This window comes from Leucobacter coleopterorum, from assembly GCF_011382985.1.
Classification (GTDB): Bacteria; Actinomycetota; Actinomycetes; order Actinomycetales; family Microbacteriaceae; genus Leucobacter; species Leucobacter coleopterorum.
Genome location: NZ_CP049933.1, coordinates 2998316 through 3017837 on the forward strand (window position 1 = coordinate 2998316; position 19522 = coordinate 3017837).

Below are 19522 nucleotides of genomic sequence, written 5' to 3' on the forward strand. Positions count from 1 at the left end.
CGTGATGACTATTGTGCACGGAATCAAAAAACTCGGTAAGGGGTTGACACAGCTTTACGGAAGCAATATGCGATAGGTGCTGCGTGATTCAGCGCGACTCCTACAGGCCAAACTGCAACGAAGAGCACACAAACTCGAACCGGCACTCACTCGGTGCATTCCTGACAGGAGCATCCATCTCGTTCTAACCCTCAAAGTCGCGCAGCCACTACTGAATTTTGGCGTTTGAGTACTGATTCTTGTCACCGAGGAGCGAGATTACAATGCTTCGATGACAAACTTGAATACAAGTGGAGGATGAGCACCTATTTTTCTAGACAAATGGGTGTCATTCCGAGCAACCGGTCCCCCAGACACAATTGGTATCTCGGAACTCACCTCCGCTGGAGGATGCGCCTCTCCCCGGGCCCCTCCAATATTGTGGCGGCCTCGCGGTCAAAGACGCGCTGAGGCCGCCACTCCGCTCTTCAGACCTCTATCTGATCAGCGCTCTCAACCCGGCCCGCGCAGCCATGAGTGTCACCACCAGCAGAGTTACAGCAAAGAACCCACCCAGATAGATGGCGTCACCCATCACCATGTCAATCAGCCACAGTATGAGCGCCTTGCTGCCAGCCGCAACCACAAAGAGGCTTGCGCCCGCCAACACACGCACACGCCCAGTCTCTGCTGCCTTGATCCTGCCAACGATGCCGGTCTTCGCCCAAACAACTACCTCAAGCACAAGTTTGAGAATGATCGCAGTCAGCAATGATGCAAGAAACGACTCGCTAATAACTGCAGGAAAGAGCTGCGTGAAAGTACCGAGCACCACGAGGTAGATGAGCACATCGGCGAGATCAAGGGCACTGATCCTGGGTCTGGACATGGATCAATGGTATTCCTGGACAAGAACAAACAAGAAACCCCCACCTCAGTGGGGTTTCTGTGCTGTTCAACTGGCGGAGACGGGGGATTTGAACCCCCGGTCGAGTTAACCCCGACCCTTCATTAGCAGTGAAGTCCATTCGGCCGCTCTGGCACGTCTCCATAAATGAACAGCGTCACCTATTCTAACCGGATGATCCCGCGAGCAGGAAATCGAACGCGAAGAAGTTAACGCACAGTTCGTCCGAGCGAGCAAATGTTCTGGTCGGGGCGCACTCCCGTGATGTCAGATGGCAACTCCACCTTGCCATTTGTGTTGGGGGTCGGGGTATCAGTGGGAGTTGGCGTCGCCGTGTCAGTGGGAGTTGGCGTAGCGGTTGCATCCGCTGCAGCAGCATCCTCGGACGCGGTCACACCCGATGAATCAACACCGTCAACGGCGACCCCCTGGCCGACACCAGTGAGATCAAAGGGCTGACCGCTCTTGATCACGTCGAACAGCGTCTCAGCAGAAGCACGATTCGGCGTGAGGCGCCCCGGTTCGTATGGGTGGTCAGTCGCCGGGTACTGCACGAAGTTCACACGATCCAGATCGATATCTTTCACGGTGCGCGCCATCGCCAGCATAAAGTCAACGCTCTGCATGTTCTTCGACAGCGTCATATTCGTCACCGCGGCTTTCGCGAGCGAAAAGACCTTCACCGGGTCAGAGAGTGTGTCGGCCTCTTTCAGCTTTCGCACGAGCGACGACATGAATATCTGCTGGTTGCTGATACGGCTTGTGTCACCTCCATCACCTACGCCGTGTCGGGTGCGCAGAAACTGCAGCGCTTCCATGCCCTGGATTGTGTTGTTGCCTGCAGGGAGACTCAAATCAGCATCTGGGTCTTCAATGGGCTGAGCCAGGCAGACATCAACGCCGCCGAGCGCGTTGGAAATACCAATCACACCGTCAAAGGTAATGAGCCCAGCGTAGTTAATATCCATGCCTGTGAGGTCTTCGATCGTGAGCACGGTGCAGGGCAGGCCGCCGTAAGAGAGCGTGCTGTTAAGCTGCTGCTCGCTCATTGCCGGGTAGTCTCCGCCATCGGGATTGGGGCAGCTCGGGATCGGCAGCATCAGGTCACGAGGAAAGCTGACGACAGTGGCGTTTTTGTGGTCCGCCGAGATGTGCAGCATCAGCGTGACGTCGTTGAGCTCGCCTTCTTCGCCATCGTTCAAGCTCTGCCCCTGACGCGAATCGGACCCCACAAGAAGGATCGTGACTGCACCATCGAGCGATTCAGCGTTCGCGCCAACGATCTCAGGGCCCGAGCCTATGTCGACTGTCTTTACCTGGCCGAGAGTCCCCCAGACGGCGTAGGCGATGGTTGCGACTCCGCTGAGAGCGACAACCAGAGTCGTCGTCAGCAGGATTCTGAGGGCGTTGCCCCAAGCGTTTGAGCGGCGTAATTTGCCGTGGCGCACGATTGCCGGCTTAACGGCCGCAGCGTCCTTTTTTGCCATCCAGAATTCCTCACACGTTACGCGCGACAGTCGCCGCGCTCGTTCGCAACGGCCAAATCTACCCGAGGGGTCTGGGTAGGCCCTTGGAGAGTCCTGTCTGAGTTCTTCGTCTCAGCTTGATTTTATGCCACGATAGTGAATATGGGCTATCTTGCGTACGGTACCTCCGCCGAATATGAGTTTGATGACCGTGTGCTTGCGCACCTCAAGGTGGCCATCAGTTTAAAGCTGCGGCGCCAAGAGTGTTTCTTCTTGAGTTGGTCCAATCCCGCTGACCGAGGGAGCGGACGTGTGTCTGTGTGGATGTCCCCCAACATCCCCTGACGTTTCGTTTCGCCGGCAGTAAGGCACCCGAGCTGAGCGACGTTTGGCTTCGTGTGCTCGGCGAACTCTCCAACACCCCTCGCGGGCTCGTAGTCATTTCTGAGCGCGAGGCAGAAGCCTACGCGCAAAGTCACGCTGCGGATTAGCGGAAAGGCAACACAACATGGGCTTCCTCCATTACAGTTCGAATCAGGTTTTTCTCTTTGAAGATCGCGTTCTCGCCCATCTCCGGTCGGTCATTCTCGGCAAGCTGGTTCTCCAGGAAAGCTTCGCCTTTACTTGGAACGACGCCGGGGTGCAACGCAGCATCTGGATGCACCCGGGTTTGGCTCTTCAGTTCGAGTTCAGTTCAATTGAGGCACACGAAATTAATCGGGGTTGGATCGAGGCACTCGCTGCGACTGCGAACAGTCCCGGGGGCCTCAAGCTCTTGCCGGAGCGCACCCCGAGTTCCAGCAGTTAGCCCCCTCGGGCTAGGCTTGCTCGTATGCGCATCGCCACCTGGAACGTCAACTCGATCCGCACCCGCTATGGCCGTGTGGTCGACTGGCTCGTTCGCAACGACGTCGACGTGCTCGCCATGCAAGAGATCAAGTGCCGACCGGATCAGTTTCCCGTAGAGGCGTTTGAGCAGGCCGGGTACCATCTCGAGATTCACGGGTTGAACCAGTGGAACGGCGTCGCGTTCGCGAGCCGCCACGAGATGACCGACGTGTCTCGCGGTTTCGATGGCATGCCCGGCTTTGGTAAGCTGATCAAGGGGCAAGAAGAGGTTCAGGGCGAGGGACCGAACGGGTTGCCACTTGAAGCACGAGCTCTCGGGGTGACCGTTGGCGATCTTCGTTTGTGGAGCCTCTATGTGCCCAACGGGCGCGGGCTCGATGATCCTCACCTCGACTACAAACTGCGCTGGCTCGAAGCACTCCGCGGCAACGCCGAGGCGTGGTTAGCCGAGGATCCCGAGCTCCCATTGGCGCTCATGGGTGACTGGAACATCGCCCCGCTTGAAGGCGACATGGGTGACCCGAGTTTTGTCGTGGGGCAGTCAACGCACGTGTCGCCGGTTGAGCGCACAATGTTTGAGTCGTTTGCCCCCTACGTTGAAGACGTCGTGCGCCCCATCGCTCCCGAAGGCTATACCTTTTGGGACTACAAGGCCGGGCGCTTTCCGAAGAACGAGGGCATGCGTATTGACTTCATCATGGGATCGCGCGCATTTGCCGGCGCAGTGACAGGAGCATCGATCGACCGCGACGAGCGCAAAGGTGACGCACCGAGCGACCACGTGCCCGTGGTGTGCGACGTCGATCCGACTCTGCTGAGTGACACCTTCGAAGACGAGTACGACCGACCAATGGTGTTTTAGCCTCAGGTTCTGGCGCGGGACCGCTGCTGCGGAACTAGGATGGAACGCATGGCTGAAACACTTCGTGTCGCGTCCGTGAACGTCAACGGCATTCGTGCTGCGTACCGCAAAGGAATGGGCGACTGGCTCGCCTCAAGCGGCGTTGATGTGCTCGCGCTGCAAGAGGTGCGCGCCGACGATTCCCACATCACCGAGTTGCTCGGCGAAGAGTGGCACATATTGCACGACCCCTGCGAGATCAAGGGACGCGCGGGGGTCGCAATCGCGAGCCGTGTCCCCGCAACCGCGCACCGAGTTGGGCTCGGTGCCCTCGATGCGCAGGAGCAGATCCAGTCTTCGGGTCGTTGGCTCGAGGCCGACTTCGAACTCGGTGGCAAAACCTTCACCGTCATCAGCAACTACACACACTCGGGTGAGGTCGATACGCCTCGCCAGGAGGCGAAGTGGGCGTTTCTTGACGCGATGGGCGTGCGCATGGACGAGCTGATCGAAGAGCGCGAGTACGTCGCTATTGTCGGCGACTTCAACGTTGGCCACCGCGAGTTCGATATTAAGAACTGGAAGGGCAACGTGAAGCGCAGCGGGTTTTTGCCGCGCGAGCGCGCCTACTTCGATCGTTTCTTTGGGCCGCGCGGCGAGACCGTGATGGGCGTCGACGGCTCCGAGGGTGTTGGCCACGGTTGGGTCGATGTCGGTCGCCGATTTGCTGGCGAGGTCGACGGACCCTATACCTGGTGGTCAAACCGCGGTCAGGCCTTCGACAACGACACCGGCTGGCGCATTGACTACCAGGTTGTGACCCCCGCACTCGCTGAGCACGTCGCCGACTACCGCGTCGCGCGCTACCCCTCGTACGACACACGCTGGTCGGATCACGCTCCCGTGATCGTCGACTACACCGCGTAAATCATCTTTTTTCTGAAAGCACCCCCTCTGCCATGAATACACCCGCTAAACCCGTCATTTTTTCGGGCATGCAACCCTCAAGCGACTCGCTCCACCTCGGCAACTACATTGGTGCGCTGTCGCAGTGGACGCAGATGCAGGAAGACTTTGACGCGTTTTTCTGTGTCGTGAACCTGCACGCGATCACCGTGCCGCAGGATCCGAAGGAGCTTGCAGCCCGCACCCGTGCGACCGCTGCACAGTACATCGCTGCTGGCATCGACCCCACCAAATCGACGTTGTTTGTGCAGTCGCACGTGCCCGCGCACGCCGAGCTCGCCTGGGTGCTCAACACCATGACGGGCTTCGGCGAGGCCAGCCGCATGACACAGTTCAAAGACAAGTCACAGCGCGCAGGAACAGACTCGGCCTCCGTGGGTCTCTTCACCTACCCGATCCTGATGGCCGCCGACATTCTGCTATACCAGACCAACGTCGTGCCCGTTGGCGAAGACCAGCGCCAGCACGTAGAACTGACCCGCGACCTTGCAGCCCGTTTCAACTCGCGCTTCGGCGACACGTTTGTGGTGCCGGAGGCGCAGATTCAAAAGGGCACGGCCAAGATCTACGATCTGCAAGATCCAACCTCGAAGATGTCGAAGTCAGCAGAGACCGAGGCCGGATTAATCAAGGTGCTGGATCCCGCAAACGTGACCAAAAAGAAGATCATGCGCGCGGTCACCGACGACGACGCTTCCATTCGTTTTGACCGCGAAGCAAAACCCGGTGTCTCAAACCTGCTCACTATCTATTCGGTGCTGACCGAGCGCTCGATCGAATCACTTGAGAGCGAGTTCGAGGGCCGAGGCTACGGTGACCTGAAGAAGGATCTCGCAGAGGTCGTCGAGGAGACGTTCGCCCCGGTGCGCGCCCGCACCGAAGAACTGCTCGCTGATTCTGCAGAGCTCGATCGCATCCTCGCGGGCGCGGCAGAGCGCGCAAACGAGATAGCTGGTCGCACACTTGCCAACGCCTACGAGGCGCTCGGTCTATTGCACGGGTAATTCTCTCCACCGCCCATAAATCGGGTGTAGCCATATTGCTAGTTGGCGGCGGCTCAACTAGCAATATGGCTACACCCGATGGGAGTGGAGGAGCAGTGGAGGAGCAGGTGCGCAAGCGGTAGCCCCAGCAAGCCGCGATCCCTACACTGGGGACCATGACTGACGTTGTCGCCAGCCCAGAGCAGACCACCCCGCAGGGGCGCGAGGATCCGCCTCGCTCTGCCAGCCGCGCCCTTTCAGCGGTGAAGCGCACTCCGTTCACGATCACGCTCGTACTCGCTCTGATCGCTGTCGGCATTGCGACCGGCACACTGCTCTCCCCAGCCGCAGATAAACCCTGGTTCCAAGACGTCGCCACCGGCCTACCGTCATTCGCCGAGGGGCGCTGGTGGACGATCCTGACCTCACCGTTTTTTGTCGATCACCCGGTCGGGTATCTGCTCCTCGCACCGCTCGTGATCGGCGGTGTGGGCTGGGCCGAGTGGCAGTTCGGCTGGCTACGCACTCTCGGCTTGTTCGTGGCGGGTCACGTCGTTGGCATTCTGGGGGCCGCAGGCATTGTCGCCCTGATCGTGCCAACGGGCTGGCCCTGGGCTGTGCGACTCTCCGAGGCGTACGACGTTGGCCCCTCCTGTGGCGCGTTCTTTGCGCTTGTTTTTGCCAGCGCGACACTCCCGGCTCCGTGGCGTCTGCGGGCACGCGTCATTATTCTCGTGTGGACCATCATCTCGGTGCTCTACCTCGGCCGCATCTACGACCTAGAACACGCTGTCGCAATGGCCGTGGGGCTCGTTGCCAGCGGGTGGCTGCCGGCGTTCCGCCATCCGTCAGGCAGGCCGAGCGAGCGCGAGTGGCGCCTCATTGGGTTTGCGGGCCTCATCGCAATTGGTGTGATCCAGGTGATCGATCTTGTGGTCCCCTTCGACGGCCCCCTCGGCCAGAACCACCCGGTCGCCTCGTTTATTGACGTCGCGATTGACGTGGTAGTGATTCTGCTGATCGCCAACGGGGTGCGGCACGGCTACCGCATCGCGTGGATCGGTGCCCTGATCATCGGTTCCTACAACGTTCTGACAGCGGCCCTCGGCGTTGCTATCGTGCCGTTGCTCGTGGATGCCGGCGCGATCGGCTCGCCCGAGGAAGTGCTGGGCATCTTTATCGCACCCGCAGTGTTATGGGTGGCGATCATGATCTTCATCATCGTCGGTCGCGGCGCATTCCGCGTGACTCTGCGCCACTCGCGCCGCAAGCTCAAGGCTGAAACCCTCACCCCGAACAGACAGTAGATCGCATCAGGCGCTTCGGTGGTGGCACCATCTCGTGGATGCTGAGCTGGCCCGCGAACCGCTACATGGCGGTCGGTGATGGTGTTGTGGGCTATCAGGCGCACGCTGGCGTCGCGATCATGCTCGGGGATCCGATTACTCCCGCGGGCGGTCAGAGCGAGGCGTTCGCAGAGTTCACCAGGGTGACTCAGCAGGCTGGCCTGATCCCGTGCGCGTTCTCTGCAAACGGGGTCAGCGAGCAGGCGAGACCAAAAGGCTGGCGCGCCGTCGTGGTTGCCGAAGACACGATCGTGGATCTGCCCGGCCTCGAGTTCAAGGGCAAGTCTTGGAACGCGGTGCGCACCTCGATCAACAAGGCCGGGCGCGAGGGAATCACGTTCCGCATGGCCCGTCTCGCCGACGAACCCTGGAGCACGCTCGCGCAGGTGCGCGCAATATCTGAGCAGTGGACGGGAGACAAGGGTCTGCCCGAGATGCGTTTTACCCTCGGCACGGTCGAGGAGGCGCTCGACCCAGAGGTGTACGTTGGTCTCGCGTTCGACGACGAAGGCAGCCTGCACGGCGTCACCTCGTGGCTGCCCGTATACGCGGGCGAGGGGCGGATCGCGGGTTGGACTCTCGACCTGATGCGGCGTCGCGATGGCGGTTTTGGGCCGGTCATGGAGTTTCTGATCGCCTCGTCAGCGCAGTTCTTCGCCGAGGCGGGCTACGAGTTTGTGTCGCTCTCTGGTGCGCCGCTGGTGCGGCCCGAGGGTGTCGATGCCGGCCCGGTGGACCAGGTGCTCGAACAGATCGGCGGCATGATCGAACCACTCTATGGCTTCAAGTCACTGCACAGGTTTAAGCAGAAGTTCAATCCGCGATCCGAACCGATGTATTTGCTGTTCCGAGATGAGGGCGACCTACCTCGGATCGGCATCGCGCTCACCCGCGCTTACCTGCCCGATGCCTCACTGCGTGACCTGGTTGCCTCGGCTACCTCCGTCTCGCGATCAGCTACGTAGCCGCATAGGCTGGCGGAATGGATACACAACCCAGGCGTCCCTCTCGAACCGGAGCCGTGCTCAGCACAGGCGGCGAGATCGTTGGCCTCGTGATGCAAGTGCTGCTTGTGTACCTCGGTGCCGACATTATGTGGGGTGCCGAGGATGACAACGAAACCGCGCGACTGCTCGCCTGGTGCCTCTTCGCGACGCTCTATCTGGGGGCGACGATACTGACCCTCAACATTCTGGTGCGCCTGGAACAACCGGACCCCGCGTCGACGCGCGTGCTTGTCGGGCATCCACTCACGCGGTTCTTGTCGACCCTGATTACCTTCGGGGCCAGCATCATTGGCCTCAGTGTTGCCCTCGAACTCATCACCAGCATTGGTCTGCAGATGCAGAACCCGGTGCAGGAGTTCGCGGCCATCTGGGCGATGATGCTGTCTTGGGCGATGTTCAATTGGGGCTACGCACGCATCTACTTCTCGCGCTATCACCGCGCTCAGGATCCGCCGCTGTCATTCCCGGGAACACCCGAACCGCGGCTCGTCGACTTTGTGTACCTAGCCTTCACGAACGCGACGACCTTTGCCGTGTCAGACGTGAAAGTCACCAGCTCTCGCATGCGCTGGACCGTCGTTTGGCACACCACACTCGCGTTTTTCTTCAATGCTCTGATCATCGGCCTTGTGATCAAGGTGATCGCTGACGGGCACCTCTTCGCTGAGCTGTTCAGTTGAAGTGTTGAGCCGCACTTATTCCCCGTTACGCACTCAGCGAACGGACCCCACACCTACCGCGTAACAGCTACAGTGGGAAGCGTGTTCCGGGGTCGGTGAGAATCCGAACCGGCGGTCAAAGTCCGCGACCCTCGCTCCCGCGAGGTTGAACCGGTGAAACTCCGGTACCGACGGTGATGGCACGGTGGTCTACTACCTGTCTAGTCCGGATGTGAGGAACGCAGGGTTTTTGTGAACCCTGCGCCCGGCACGCGTAGAGACAGCGAGACCGGATGCACGAGCGAGACACCCTCACGGGGGTGGACTACACAGACGCCATGCGTCGCGGGTTTGCGCTTGCCCGCCGCGGCCCCGCTGATAACCCGAACCCCCAGGTGGGTTGCGTGATCCTCGACCCAACCGGCCACATTGTTGCCGAGGGCTGGCACCGCGGTGCTGGCACTCCACACGCCGAGGTTGATGCGCTCTCGCGAGTGCCCGCCGAGTGGCGTGAGCGTTCGCGCGAGCTCACCGCCGTCGTGACCCTTGAACCCTGCAACCACACCGGTCGCACCGGGCCGTGTGCTGTTGCGCTCACGGAATTTGGAGCGGGTGGGATCGGGGCAGTCGCCTATGCGCTCGGCGACCCTGGGCAGGCCTCCTCGGGTGGTGCCGAGACGCTGCGTGCGCGCGGTGTTTCTGTGACCGCCGGTGTGCTGGCTGGTGAGGCGCGAGCGTTGCTCGAGCCGTGGCTGGCGCGGGCCTTTCCTTCGCCGGCGGGATCGGTACGGCCCTCTGAGTCTGCACTGCCCTCTGAATCGCCCCGGCCCCACGTCACCGTGAAGTGGGCACAGACCATCGACGGCCGCGCAGCCGCTGCTGACGGCTCAAGCAAGTGGATTACGGGGGCCGATGCTCGGGCCGACGTGCACCGTCGCCGCGCCGAGGCGGACGCGATCCTCGTTGGCACTGGCACGCTGCTTGCCGATAACCCCTCTCTTACCGCCCGCGCCGAACACGGCGAGCTCCTTGTGCCCGCTGCCGAACAACCGATCCCTGTGGTTATCGGGCACCGCCCCGTTCCTTCCGATGCGCTCCTGCGCCAGCATCCGGCGCTTTCGGCAAACGGCCTCGATGCGCCGATACAGTTCAGCGGTGACGACCTCGTTGGTGCGCTCGCGCAGTTGCACGAGCGCGGGATCCAACGCCTGTTTGTGGAGGGTGGCCCCTCGATTGCGAGCGCACTGCTCGCAGAGGGTTTGGTCGACGAAGTGCTTATCTATATCGCGCCCTCACTGCTTGGCGGACCTCGGCTTGCCCTCGGCGACATTGGCGTTGCTTCGATGACCGGTATCAAGCAGTTACTCGTCACGCACACCGCCCAGCTCGGTGCCGATCTGCTGATCGAGGCGGCCGTCGTTGGCTCTAGTTCTTCACCCGCAGCACGCAGTCAGAAAGGTTCCTAATGTTTACAGGACTCATTGAGGAGATCGGCGAGATCACCGCGATTGAACCGATTGGTGATTCACTCCGCCTCACGATTGCGGGGCCACTGGTCACGAGCGACGCAACCCACGGGGCGTCCATCTGTGTCTCGGGTGTGTGTCTCACCGTGATCGAGCAGGGGAAGACCACCGATGGTCGCGGCACCTTCACCGCCGACGTGATGGCGCAGTCGATTCGCATGTCCGCACTCAGCGACCTCGCCGAGGGCAGCAGGGTCAATCTCGAGCGCGCGGTGCGGGTTGATACCCGCCTCGGCGGTCACATCGTGCAGGGTCACGTCGACGGCACCGCAACTCTGCTCTCTGCCACCCCCGGGGATGCCTGGCAGGTGCTGCGGTTCTCGCTCAGCCCAGACCTTGCACCGCTGCTCGTCGACAAAGGTTCGGTAACGCTCTCAGGCGTCTCACTGACCGTTTCGGCGATCTCGAACGAAACCGAGACCGAGCAGTGGTTTGAGGTCTCTCTGATTCCGGAGACACTCTCGGCGACGATCCTCGGTTCGCTACAGCCCGGCGATCGCGTCAACGTGGAAACCGACATTCTTGCCCGTCACGTCGCGCGGATGCTCCGCCTCGGCGTAACGACCCCAACTCCCACTCCACCCATCAGCTTCAGCGAAGGATCACAGGCATGACTACAACGAGCACCGGCATCTCTCGCATCGAAGAGGCCATCGAAGCCATCAAGGCTGGGAAACCGGTCATCGTCGCGGATAACGAGAATCGCGAAAATGAGGGTGATGTGATCCTCTCGGCCGAACTCGCGACACCGGAGTGGGTGGCGTGGACCGTGCGCTGGTCATCAGGCCTGCTGTGCGCACCGATGTCGAACGAGGTCGCGGACCAGCTTGAACTACCCATGATGGTGAGCAACAACGAGGATGTACGCGGAACGGCATACACCGTGACCGTCGACGCGGCTCACGGGGTTACCACCGGAATCAGCGCAAGCGACCGCACCACCACCGTGCGCGCCCTCGCCAACCCAGACGCCGTGCCAAGCGACGTGCGCCGCCCCGGCCACGTACTCCCGCTTCGCGCGGTTGATGGTGGCGTGCGCGCCCGCGACGGACACACCGAAGCGGGAGTTGAGCTGATGCGCCTCGCTGGTCTGCGTCCTGTCGCGGTGATCGCCGAGATTGTTGCCGAAGATGGCGAGATGATGCGTCTGCCCGAGCTCATCAAGCTCGGCAACCGCGAGGGTATTCCCGTCATCACGATCGAGCAGTTGATCACGCACCTCAATGAAACAGACCCCAAGGGTGCGCCTCAGGGAGAATCTCCGGCAAACCAACACCGCAGTGTGAGCCTGCGCGCAAACGCACTGCTGCCAACCGTACACGGCGAGTTCCGTGCCCTGGCCTACCGAGATCGCAGAGTGGGCGTCGACCACATCGCGCTGGTCTCGCTGATGCCCGACGGATCGCTGCCCGGCGATGACGCGCTGGTGCGGGTGCACTCCGAGTGCATCACCGGCGAGGCGTTCGGATCGCTGAAGTGCGAGTGCGGGCCGCAGCTCGACGCTGCCCTTGAGCGAATCAACGAGAGTGGCGGCATCGTTATATACCTCCGCGGGCATGAAGGTCGCGGGATCGGTCTGGCTAACAAGCTCCGCGCGTACCAGCTTCAGGAACAGGGCGCCGACACCCTCGATGCCAACCTGCAGCTCGGGCTGCCAGCCGACGCCCGCGATTACACCGCGGCGGCTGAGATCCTCAACGATCTTGGCATCAGCCGGGTGCGTTTGCTCACCAACAACCCCGACAAGGTTTCGCAGTTGCAGCAACACGGTGTTGTGATCAGCGAGCGCGTACCGCTGCTGGTTGGTGTCAACGAAAAGAACATTGGATACCTCAACGCAAAGCGCGATCGCATGGGACACGTACTTCCCACCGACGTCGCGTAAACACCCCAAGCCAAAGGAGCACTCATGAGTGGAGCTGGAGCCCCAGACCTTTCCGTCAACGCGAGCGGTCTGCGCATCGCGGTCATCGCCGGAAGCTGGCACGAAGAGATCATGTCGCCCCTCATCAAGGGCGCGCACGAAACCGCAATCGCCTCGGGCGCGGATCACACACTGTTCCGTGTCGCTGGCGCCTTTGAGCTGCCCGCCGCCGCGCAGGCGGCACTGCAGAGTGGCTTCGACGCGGTCGTTTGCCTCGGCGTGATTATTCGCGGCGGCACGCCCCACTTCGATTACATCTGCAACTCCGTGACCGATGGCCTCACCCGCGTGCAGCTCGACTCGGGCAAGCCTGTTGGGTTTGGTGTGCTGACCACGGACACCGAGCAGCAGGCTCTCGACCGCTCAGGTCAACCCGGAGCACCCGAGTCGAAGGGCAAGGAGGCCGCCGAGGCTGCCCTGCACCTCGCGGTTCAGCTGCGGCGGATTCGCGAGGACGGACCCACGATGGAGCTCGTACCGGGGCGACGGTGATCCACAACCCACAAATTGCCAGGGGCACCGGCCTAGAGTAGAAGCGTGGCAGTGCATACTGAGCAACCAGGTAGCTCCGGATCCCCCGAACCCAAGGGTTCCCGCAAGCCCCGCCGGGGCGGCAAACCCCCGGCGGTGAACAGCACCCCGAAAGGACCCAGGGCCTCGCTTCGAGAGCTCGTGCCGTTTCTGTTCGAGCAGCGCAAGCTACTCACGCTCGCGCTAGTGCTCGGCCTTGTGGCCGCGATCGCCTCGCTGCTGCAGCCCATTTTGCTCGGCCAGGTCATCACGCGAGTTGAGGGGGGCCTCGCGCTCGACTGGATTCTGGTGGGGCTCTCGGCCATCGTGATCGTGGGTGCGGTGCTGAGCGGGCTGCAACACTACGTGCTGCAGCGCATGGGCGAGGGTGTGGTGCTCAACAGCCGCAAGCAGCTCATCGCGAAGATTCTTCACCTGCCGATCTCGCAGTTCGATCGCCGCCGCACGGGTGATCTTGTGTCGCGAGTTGGCAGCGACACGACACTGCTGCGGGCCGTGCTCACGCAGGGATTCGTTGAGGCCATTAGTGGCCTGCTCGTGTTTGTGGGCGCTCTCATCGGCATGCTCGTGATTGATCCCGTGCTGTTTGCGATCACGTTTGGTGTGATTCTCGTCGCCCTCGTGGTTGTGGTGGTTGTGTCGGGCAGGATCAGGCCAGCCGTCGCAAAGTCTCAAGAAAAAGTGGGCGACCTCGCCGCGCAGGTGGACCGCACCATCTCGTCCATTCGCACGATTCGCGCCGCCGGTGCCGCGAAGCGCGAAGAGCAGGCAACCGTGCGTGATGCCTCTGAGGCGTATGTGCTCGGCGTGAAGGTCGCCAAGATCTCGGCGTTCATTGTGCCGGTGTCGTTTCTCGCAATGCAGCTTTCTTTTCTGGTTGTGCTCGGCCTTGGCGGGTATCGTGTCGCGACCGGTGCGATCACCATCGCGCAGCTGGTCACCTTCATCATCTTCCTGTTCCTCATGATCATGCCGCTGGGCCAGGCCTTCGGCGCGATCACCGCGATCAACCAGGCGCTCGGCGCGCTCGGACGCATCCAAGAGATCGCAAACCTGCCGTCGGAAACCGACAACGATGAGTCGCTCTCCCCACTGGGCCGCATCGCACCACTCAGTGAGCTGCACCGCGAAGATGCTCCCGCACTCAGCTTTTCTAACGTGCACTTTACGTATCGCTCGGCAGCGCCGGATCGGGCGGACGCTCGTGCCCTCGTGAGTCGCGGGGCCAAGCGTGACGCCGAAGCGGCCCCCGCTCGCATCGTGGAGACCCCGGTGCTGCACGGTGTGAGTTTCGATGTGCCCCGCGGGTCCCGAGTTGCACTCGTTGGCCCCTCCGGTGCCGGCAAGTCGACAATTCTCGGCCTGATCGAACGCTTTTACGATCCCGAGTCGGGCTCGGTTTCGCTGCACGGTGCCGACATCCGCGCCCTTGACCGCGCTGAGCTGCGCGCCCAGATGGGCTACGTTGAGCAGGACGCGCCCGTGCTCGCTGGTAGCCTGCGCGACAACCTGCGCCTGGCCGCCCCGGAGGCCTCTGACGTGGCGTGCGAGCGTGTGCTGCGTGCGGTGAACCTCGGCAGCCTGCTCGACCGCACAGCGGCGGGTATCGAGTCGGGATCCCCACTCGATCTGCAGGTCGGCGAAAACGGGGTGATGCTCTCGGGTGGTGAGAAACAGCGCCTCGCGATTGCGCGTGCTCTGCTCACGGCACCGCCGATCCTGCTGCTTGATGAATCGACCGCGAGCCTCGACGGCGTCAACGAGCGGCTCATGCGAGACGCGCTCGACTCGGTCTCAACCGGGCGAACACTCGTGGTGATCGCGCACCGCCTGGCCACCGTGGTCGACTCCGACAAGATTGTGGTGCTCGACGATGGTCGGGTTGTCGGCGAGGGCACCCACGAGGAGCTCATCGAGAGCACTCCGCTCTACCGGGATCTCGCGGCGCACCAGTTACTCGTTGCGGATACTGAGGCATAGTGGGCGCTGAGGCCTGGCGGATTGGGCAATGACGACGAGGTACTCGTCCTTGGCCCCGCAAAGCGCACAAGGGCTTCACGAATTAGTCGGAGCCGCCTGTCGGATTTGAACCGACGACCTGTTCTTTACGAGGGAACTGCTCTACCCCTGAGCTAAGGCGGCCTGCGTGCGAGAACGCTCGCGCACACGAGGTAATACTCTAGCATGGCGGCAGGCCGCACTTCACATCGAGGGTTGCCCGGTCTGTCTCGCCACTACTTACAGCGTGTACCCTCAGCGGGCAGTGTCCCATTCAGCAGGTAATCATCAACCGCGCCGTTTACGCAACCGTTGCTGCCGTATGCCGTGTGGCCCTCACCCTCGTAGGTCAGGAGCCTCGCACTCTCAAGCTGTTTCGTCAGAGATTCGGCCCAGCGGTACGGCGTCGCGGGATCCCCCGTTGTGCCAACCACCAGGATTGGGTCGGCGCCCTCTGCTTTGACCGCGGTTCGCTCGGCTCCGGGGTACGGCCACCCGGCACAGCCGAGATCACCGTACCCCTGGAACTGCCCGATGGTCGGCGCGATCTTCTTGAGTTCGGCGGCTTCTTCGCGCATACGCTTCACATCGACGTCGCTGGGATAGTCAAGGCAATTGATCGCAGAAAAGGCTTCCGTTGAGTTGCTCGTGTACTTGCCATTCTCACGGTCGTAGTAGAAGTCTGCGAGCGAAAGACCAGTGTCGGCATTGCCGTCGGCCACAGATGTGAACAGCTGGTCAAGATAGGGCCAGTTGCTCTGCGAATAGAGGGGCGTAATGATTGCGGTGAGCATCGTGCTCGCGGTGAACATGCGCCCATCAGAACCCTTCAGTGGCTTCGCATCAACACCATCGAGCAGATTTCCGATCGATGCCATGGCCTCGTCAACGCTGCCACTCAGTGGACAATCCGAACGCTTCAAGCAGTCCGTAACGTACGCGCGCAGGGCCAACTCAAACCCGAGTGTCTGCTCGCGAACGACCTCTCCGAGCGAGGTTGTGGGGTCCATCGCGCCGTCGAGCACCATGCGCCCAACTTTGTCGGGGTAGGCGTCGGCATAACGCGCGCCAATAAATGTTCCGTACGAGTAGCCGAGGTAGTTGAGCTTTGGATCGCCCACGATCGCACGCATCATGTTGAGGTCTTGCACGGTCGAAGCAGTACTGACATGCCCCAGGAGCGCACCGGAGCTCTCGGCACACGCGGCACCAAACTCGGCAGACTCCTTCTCGGCGGCGGCGATCCACTCATCGCTCCCCTCCGGCAGCTTGTCGGCGGGGCTCAGTCCGAATAGGTACTCGTCCATGCCAGCCGCGTCGAGGCAAGTCACCGGCGTCGATTTGCCAACGCCTCGCGGATCCCAACCGACCACGTCGTAGTCTCTTTGTACAGCGGGCTCAACAGCAGAATTCACGCTGTCTAACACAAAGTCGGCGCCTGAGGCACCGGGCCCACCCGGGTTCACAAACAGTGAGCCGATTGCTTTTCCGCTCTTCGCGGGCTGCTTTACCATGTGCAGTGTGATGCGCTCGCCAGCGGGGTCGTTCCAGTCGAGTGGCGCATACACGTCGGCGCACTGCATGCCCCTGCCACACGACTGCCAGTTTGGCACCTGGTTCTCGAAGTCGGTCGCGGTTCCCTTGGGCACCTCGGGCAGCTTCGTTGCGACCGCAGTCGACTGAGCATCACCCTGAGAGGTCAGGATAAGTGGGAAAATGATGAACGCCGCCAACGCAACCACGGCGACCATTGAGACGATCGCGATGGTCACGGGCCGCTTCAGAAGGGCGCGCTTTGGAGGTTCAGCCTGTTTCACCGGCATCATCCCCTGCAGCTCTGGCGGCACAGGAGGTAGCGGCGGTTCAGGGGTTCCCGGTGCTCCAGGTGCTTCGTTCACAGCGTGCTCTCTCTGTTGGAAACTTTTTCGGCGATGACCCCTGCAAACAGCGCCTCGAGCACCAGCCCTGGGGTGATTCCCCTGGTCAGGCGAACACGCGCGGTCTCAATAGCCGTCACCATAGCGAGCGCGTGTTCGGGGTCCATCGGTCAGCAAGGTCTTCGATGCGCGAAGCATGCTCAAGATTGACGAGTTCTGGCTTCGCCTCAAGCGCAGTAAGCAGCACGTCGCGATATAGCGACAGCAAATCGGTGAGAATGCGGTCAATGCCGTCTCGCAAGCTGCGCGTGGCTCGCCGTTTTTGATCCTCTTCGAGTGCTTTTATCTGTGACCGCATTTGCGGGGGATGGCAGCACCCGGAGCAAGCCCGAGACTGCGCATGGCATCGTCTCGCTCACTCGCGTCAAGTCGCTCAGTCAGCGCGGCCGCGTCGGCCTCTGCCACCTTCACCAGCGAAGACGCCGCGTGCATCGCATCACCCAACGTCTCAATGCCGAGCGCAATCTTGATGGTGCGATCACGCCGATCCATCGATTCAGGATCAGTCGCGAGCCTTCTAGCCATACCTATGTGGCTCTGCGCCAGTCTTGCAGCACGCTCAGCATCAGCCTCACTCGCCCCGTCGCGCTCGTGCAGCAACTTTGCGATGTCACCCGCGCTCGGCGTCACAAGGCGCAACGATCGCGCCCGTGACCGAATCGTCGGCAATAGGTCGGCTTCGCTGGGTGCGCACAGAATCCAGATCGTGCGCTCGGGTGGCTCCTCAAGCGCCTTCAATAACACGTTGGAGGTGCGCTCTGGCATACGATCCGCATCTTCGATCACAATCACCCGGTAGCGGCCCTCGGCAGGTGAGTAGTGGGCTGTCGCCACGATCTCGCGCGCCGCCTTAATATCGATCACGAGCTTTTGCGTCGTGAGAACCCCCAGGTCAGGGTGTGTCTGTGCTTGCACTTGCTGGAAGACAGCCTCGCGGTCTTCCTCGCTGCGGGCGATGAGCGAGGCCGCGAACCGGAAAGCCAGATTCGACCGGCCTGATCCTGGTGGCCCAGTAATCAGCCACGCGTGCGCACCTGGCGCCTCGGACTCGCGCTGCAGCGTCTGCACCGCCTCCGGCTGCCCGACGATCTCTGACCAAAAACTCACGCGCCAAGCGTATCGCGAGCCACTGACGTTGATACTGGTAATGCCCCGTTCCAGGGCTGACTCGCCCACTGACTGGCCCCGTGCCTTCAATTTGATCTGTCGTCCAGGAGCGGGGGTTACAGGACCCAGCCAGGCGAGCATGACCTCATAGGAGCCTGGTCAAGAGGCCTCTTCAACGTCCTGTCTGCCCGCCCGGCCGGTTGCCTCCCAACAGAAACCGGAAAGGCAGAACCATCATGACAAACATTGCTGAACCCTGCGACATCTACGCCGGGGTCGATACCCACGCCGACACACACCACGCGGCCGTGATCGATCAGAACGGGAAACACCTCGCAGACGCGCAGTTCCCCACCACGCCCGCAGGCTATGTAGCTCTCACTGCGTTCATCCTCATGTACGGCATCCTGGTTCGTGTCGGGATCGAGGGAACCAGTTCCTACGGGGCCGGCCTTACCCGTCATCTCACCTCTTTCGGGCATCACGTCATCGAAGTGATCCGCCCGAACCGGCAACTGCGCCGTATGAGCGGAAAGTCCGACCCGATCGACGCCTACGCTGCCGCGAAGACCGCGCTCACTGAAACGAAGCAGCCCACCCCGAAATCCGGTGACGGCACGGTCGAGCAGATCCGGTACCTGTTCGCTGCCCGACGCTCAGCGATCAAAGCGCGCACTGCCGCGCAAGTACAACTGAAATCACTCCTCGTGACCGCACCCTCGCTTCTGCGTGAACGGTTCCGTAACGTGACCGATGCAGCCCTCGTCGCTGACCTCGCAGACTTTGATATCCGCCCCTACCCGAGCATCAAGGCATCGTGATCGCACTGCGAGCACTGGCACGCAGACACCGCTATATCTCGACTGAAATACACACCCTGGATCAAGAACTCGAAACCCTCACGAAGCACACCAACCCGGCTCTGACCGCAGCGCACGGGGTCGGAACAGTCACTGCCGCGCAGCTCCTCATCACTGCAGGCGATAACTCCGACCGGCTCCGCTCAGAAGCCGCGTTCGCGGCGCTCTGCGGAGTGAGCCCGATCCCCGCGTCCTCGGGCAAAACAACCAGGCACCGGCTCAACCGGGGCGGAGACCGGCACGCAAACTCCGCACTTCACCGGATCGCGCTCGTACGGATGAGTCACGAGCCGCGCACGAGAGCATATGTCGAGAAGAAACGCGCGGAAGGGAGAAACAACAAAGAAATCATCAGGTGTTTGAAGCGAGCGATTGCGCGCGAGGTGTTCACACTCCTCACGAAGAATGTTGAGGTGCCTCGCGTGGATGATCTTCGGCCATTCAGGCAAGCGCTGGGGATCACTCTGCAGCAGGTCGCGGAACATTTCAATGTATGGCTGACCAAAATCTCACGCCTTGAGCGTGGCCTCACGCGTGATGATCAACTCGCTCAGGCATATCGGGAATGGCTCGAAACAAGCGCGCCTAAGAGTTGACAACAATAGGAGCATCAAACTTGCTCGGGCTGATAGCGCG

The 19522-nt window shown here is 61.6% G+C and carries 19 protein-coding genes, 2 tRNA genes, 1 pseudogene and 1 riboswitch; of the genes and pseudogenes, 16 read left to right on the top strand and 6 right to left on the bottom strand.

Annotation, left to right across the window (positions count from 1 at the left end; all coding sequences use genetic code 11):
• Positions 1 to 475: 475 nt before the first annotated feature.
• The 3 genes from G7066_RS14075 to G7066_RS14085 all read right to left on the bottom strand — a co-directional run bounded on the left by G7066_RS14075 (position 476) and on the right by G7066_RS14085 (position 2373).
• Positions 476 to 868, bottom strand: coding sequence for a hypothetical protein (locus G7066_RS14075; RefSeq protein ID WP_166331665.1), 393 nt, complete (start codon positions 866 to 868; stop codon positions 476 to 478).
• Positions 869 to 939: 71 nt separating this feature from the next.
• Positions 940 to 1029, bottom strand: a tRNA-Ser gene (locus G7066_RS14080).
• A 66-nt stretch (positions 1030 to 1095) separates the two neighbouring features.
• On the bottom strand, positions 1096 to 2373 hold the full coding sequence (locus tag G7066_RS14085) for an LCP family protein (RefSeq protein WP_166331666.1): 1278 nt from the start codon (positions 2371 to 2373) through the stop codon (positions 1096 to 1098).
• 141 nt (positions 2374 to 2514) lie between these two features.
• Here G7066_RS14085 and G7066_RS18115 point away from each other — a divergent pair, with 141 nt between their 5' ends.
• The 14 genes from G7066_RS18115 (at position 2515) to G7066_RS14140 (ending at position 14964) form a co-directional block, all read left to right on the top strand.
• A complete protein-coding gene (locus G7066_RS18115) occupies positions 2515 to 2697 on the top strand; it encodes a DUF7882 family protein (protein ID WP_482793357.1) in 183 nt (60 codons plus the stop codon).
• Positions 2673 to 2843 (top strand): DUF7882 family protein, encoded by a 171-nt coding sequence (locus G7066_RS17615; RefSeq protein WP_341873812.1) that lies wholly within the window; start codon positions 2673 to 2675, stop codon positions 2841 to 2843. The genes G7066_RS18115 and G7066_RS17615 overlap by 25 nt, the downstream gene beginning before the upstream one ends.
• A 17-nt stretch (positions 2844 to 2860) precedes the next feature.
• Complete coding sequence (locus G7066_RS18120) at positions 2861 to 3160, top strand: DUF7882 family protein (protein ID WP_482793358.1); 300 nt, start codon at positions 2861 to 2863, stop codon at positions 3158 to 3160.
• 24 nt (positions 3161 to 3184) lie between these two features.
• On the top strand, positions 3185 to 4063 hold the full coding sequence (locus G7066_RS14095; RefSeq protein WP_166331667.1) for an exodeoxyribonuclease III: 879 nt from the start codon (positions 3185 to 3187) through the stop codon (positions 4061 to 4063).
• 48 nt (positions 4064 to 4111) lie between these two features.
• The gene (locus tag G7066_RS14100; protein WP_166331668.1) at positions 4112 to 4969 is read left to right on the top strand and encodes an exodeoxyribonuclease III; all 858 of its coding nucleotides are present in this window, start codon (positions 4112 to 4114) and stop codon (positions 4967 to 4969) included.
• Between the two features lie 32 nt (positions 4970 to 5001).
• On the top strand, positions 5002 to 6012 hold the full coding sequence (gene trpS, locus G7066_RS14105; protein ID WP_166331669.1) for a tryptophan--tRNA ligase: 1011 nt from the start codon (positions 5002 to 5004) through the stop codon (positions 6010 to 6012).
• A gap of 155 nt (positions 6013 to 6167) precedes the next feature.
• A complete protein-coding gene (locus G7066_RS16605; RefSeq protein WP_244303042.1) occupies positions 6168 to 7298 on the top strand; it encodes a hypothetical protein in 1131 nt (376 codons plus the stop codon).
• 38 nt (positions 7299 to 7336) lie between these two features.
• Complete coding sequence (locus G7066_RS16610; protein ID WP_244303043.1) at positions 7337 to 8302, top strand: bifunctional lysylphosphatidylglycerol flippase/synthetase MprF; 966 nt, start codon at positions 7337 to 7339, stop codon at positions 8300 to 8302.
• Between the two features lie 17 nt (positions 8303 to 8319).
• On the top strand, positions 8320 to 9024 hold the full coding sequence (locus G7066_RS14115) for a DUF1345 domain-containing protein (RefSeq protein WP_244303045.1): 705 nt from the start codon (positions 8320 to 8322) through the stop codon (positions 9022 to 9024).
• Between the two features lie 78 nt (positions 9025 to 9102).
• Positions 9103 to 9249: riboswitch (FMN riboswitch) on the top strand.
• Between the two features lie 47 nt (positions 9250 to 9296).
• A complete protein-coding gene (ribD, locus tag G7066_RS14120) occupies positions 9297 to 10469 on the top strand; it encodes a bifunctional diaminohydroxyphosphoribosylaminopyrimidine deaminase/5-amino-6-(5-phosphoribosylamino)uracil reductase RibD (protein ID WP_166331670.1) in 1173 nt (390 codons plus the stop codon).
• The gene (locus G7066_RS14125; protein ID WP_166331671.1) at positions 10469 to 11143 is read left to right on the top strand and encodes a riboflavin synthase; all 675 of its coding nucleotides are present in this window, start codon (positions 10469 to 10471) and stop codon (positions 11141 to 11143) included. Before ribD ends, G7066_RS14125 begins: the two co-directional genes overlap by 1 nt.
• Positions 11140 to 12414, top strand: a complete 1275-nt coding sequence (gene ribB / locus G7066_RS14130) for a 3,4-dihydroxy-2-butanone-4-phosphate synthase (RefSeq protein ID WP_166331672.1) — start codon at positions 11140 to 11142, stop codon at positions 12412 to 12414. Before G7066_RS14125 ends, ribB begins: the two co-directional genes overlap by 4 nt.
• A gap of 24 nt (positions 12415 to 12438) precedes the next feature.
• On the top strand, positions 12439 to 12945 hold the full coding sequence (ribH, locus tag G7066_RS14135; RefSeq protein ID WP_166331673.1) for a 6,7-dimethyl-8-ribityllumazine synthase: 507 nt from the start codon (positions 12439 to 12441) through the stop codon (positions 12943 to 12945).
• Positions 12946 to 12996: 51 nt separating this feature from the next.
• Positions 12997 to 14964, top strand: a complete 1968-nt coding sequence (locus tag G7066_RS14140) for an ABC transporter ATP-binding protein (protein WP_425280777.1) — start codon at positions 12997 to 12999, stop codon at positions 14962 to 14964.
• Between the two features lie 90 nt (positions 14965 to 15054).
• Here the strand turns inward: G7066_RS14140 and G7066_RS14145 are convergent.
• The 3 genes and pseudogenes from G7066_RS14145 to G7066_RS14155 form a co-directional block, all read right to left on the bottom strand.
• A tRNA-Thr gene (locus G7066_RS14145) sits at positions 15055 to 15126 on the bottom strand.
• A gap of 92 nt (positions 15127 to 15218) precedes the next feature.
• On the bottom strand, positions 15219 to 16880 hold the full coding sequence (locus tag G7066_RS14150; protein ID WP_244303047.1) for an alpha/beta hydrolase: 1662 nt from the start codon (positions 16878 to 16880) through the stop codon (positions 15219 to 15221).
• Positions 16877 to 18026, bottom strand: a pseudogene (locus G7066_RS14155) (DNA polymerase III subunit delta'). The gene G7066_RS14150 and the pseudogene G7066_RS14155 overlap by 4 nt, the downstream one beginning before the upstream one ends.
• Positions 18027 to 18262: 236 nt before the next feature.
• Between G7066_RS14155 and G7066_RS18035 the strand changes: the two are divergent.
• Positions 18263 to 18847, top strand: coding sequence for an IS110 family transposase (locus tag G7066_RS18035; protein ID WP_425280736.1), 585 nt, complete (start codon positions 18263 to 18265; stop codon positions 18845 to 18847).
• Entirely contained in the window at positions 18844 to 19482 is a 639-nt protein-coding gene (locus G7066_RS18040; RefSeq protein ID WP_425280737.1) for a transposase, read from the top strand. The genes G7066_RS18035 and G7066_RS18040 overlap by 4 nt, the downstream gene beginning before the upstream one ends.
• Positions 19483 to 19522 lie beyond the last annotated feature (40 nt).

What these genes read in the sequence shown, in the direction of transcription:
- G7066_RS14075 (WP_166331665.1), bottom strand. Translation starts at nt 868, where the DNA reads ATGTCCAGACCCAGGATCAGTGCCCTTGATCTCGCCGATGTGCTCATC.
- G7066_RS14085 (WP_166331666.1), bottom strand. Translation starts at nt 2,373, where the DNA reads ATGGCAAAAAAGGACGCTGCGGCCGTTAAGCCGGCAATCGTGCGCCAC.
- G7066_RS18115 (WP_482793357.1), top strand. Translation starts at nt 2,515, where the DNA reads ATGGGCTATCTTGCGTACGGTACCTCCGCCGAATATGAGTTTGATGAC.
- G7066_RS18120 (WP_482793358.1), top strand. Translation starts at nt 2,861, where the DNA reads ATGGGCTTCCTCCATTACAGTTCGAATCAGGTTTTTCTCTTTGAAGAT.
- G7066_RS14095 (WP_166331667.1), top strand. Translation starts at nt 3,185, where the DNA reads ATGCGCATCGCCACCTGGAACGTCAACTCGATCCGCACCCGCTATGGC.
- G7066_RS14100 (WP_166331668.1), top strand. Translation starts at nt 4,112, where the DNA reads ATGGCTGAAACACTTCGTGTCGCGTCCGTGAACGTCAACGGCATTCGT.
- trpS (WP_166331669.1), top strand. Translation starts at nt 5,002, where the DNA reads ATGAATACACCCGCTAAACCCGTCATTTTTTCGGGCATGCAACCCTCA.
- G7066_RS16605 (WP_244303042.1), top strand. Translation starts at nt 6,168, where the DNA reads ATGACTGACGTTGTCGCCAGCCCAGAGCAGACCACCCCGCAGGGGCGC.
- G7066_RS16610 (WP_244303043.1), top strand. Translation starts at nt 7,337, where the DNA reads ATGCTGAGCTGGCCCGCGAACCGCTACATGGCGGTCGGTGATGGTGTT.
- G7066_RS14115 (WP_244303045.1), top strand. Translation starts at nt 8,320, where the DNA reads ATGGATACACAACCCAGGCGTCCCTCTCGAACCGGAGCCGTGCTCAGC.
- ribD (WP_166331670.1), top strand. Translation starts at nt 9,297, where the DNA reads ATGCACGAGCGAGACACCCTCACGGGGGTGGACTACACAGACGCCATG.
- G7066_RS14125 (WP_166331671.1), top strand. Translation starts at nt 10,469, where the DNA reads ATGTTTACAGGACTCATTGAGGAGATCGGCGAGATCACCGCGATTGAA.
- ribB (WP_166331672.1), top strand. Translation starts at nt 11,140, where the DNA reads ATGACTACAACGAGCACCGGCATCTCTCGCATCGAAGAGGCCATCGAA.
- ribH (WP_166331673.1), top strand. Translation starts at nt 12,439, where the DNA reads ATGAGTGGAGCTGGAGCCCCAGACCTTTCCGTCAACGCGAGCGGTCTG.
- G7066_RS18035 (WP_425280736.1), top strand. Translation starts at nt 18,263, where the DNA reads ATGACAAACATTGCTGAACCCTGCGACATCTACGCCGGGGTCGATACC.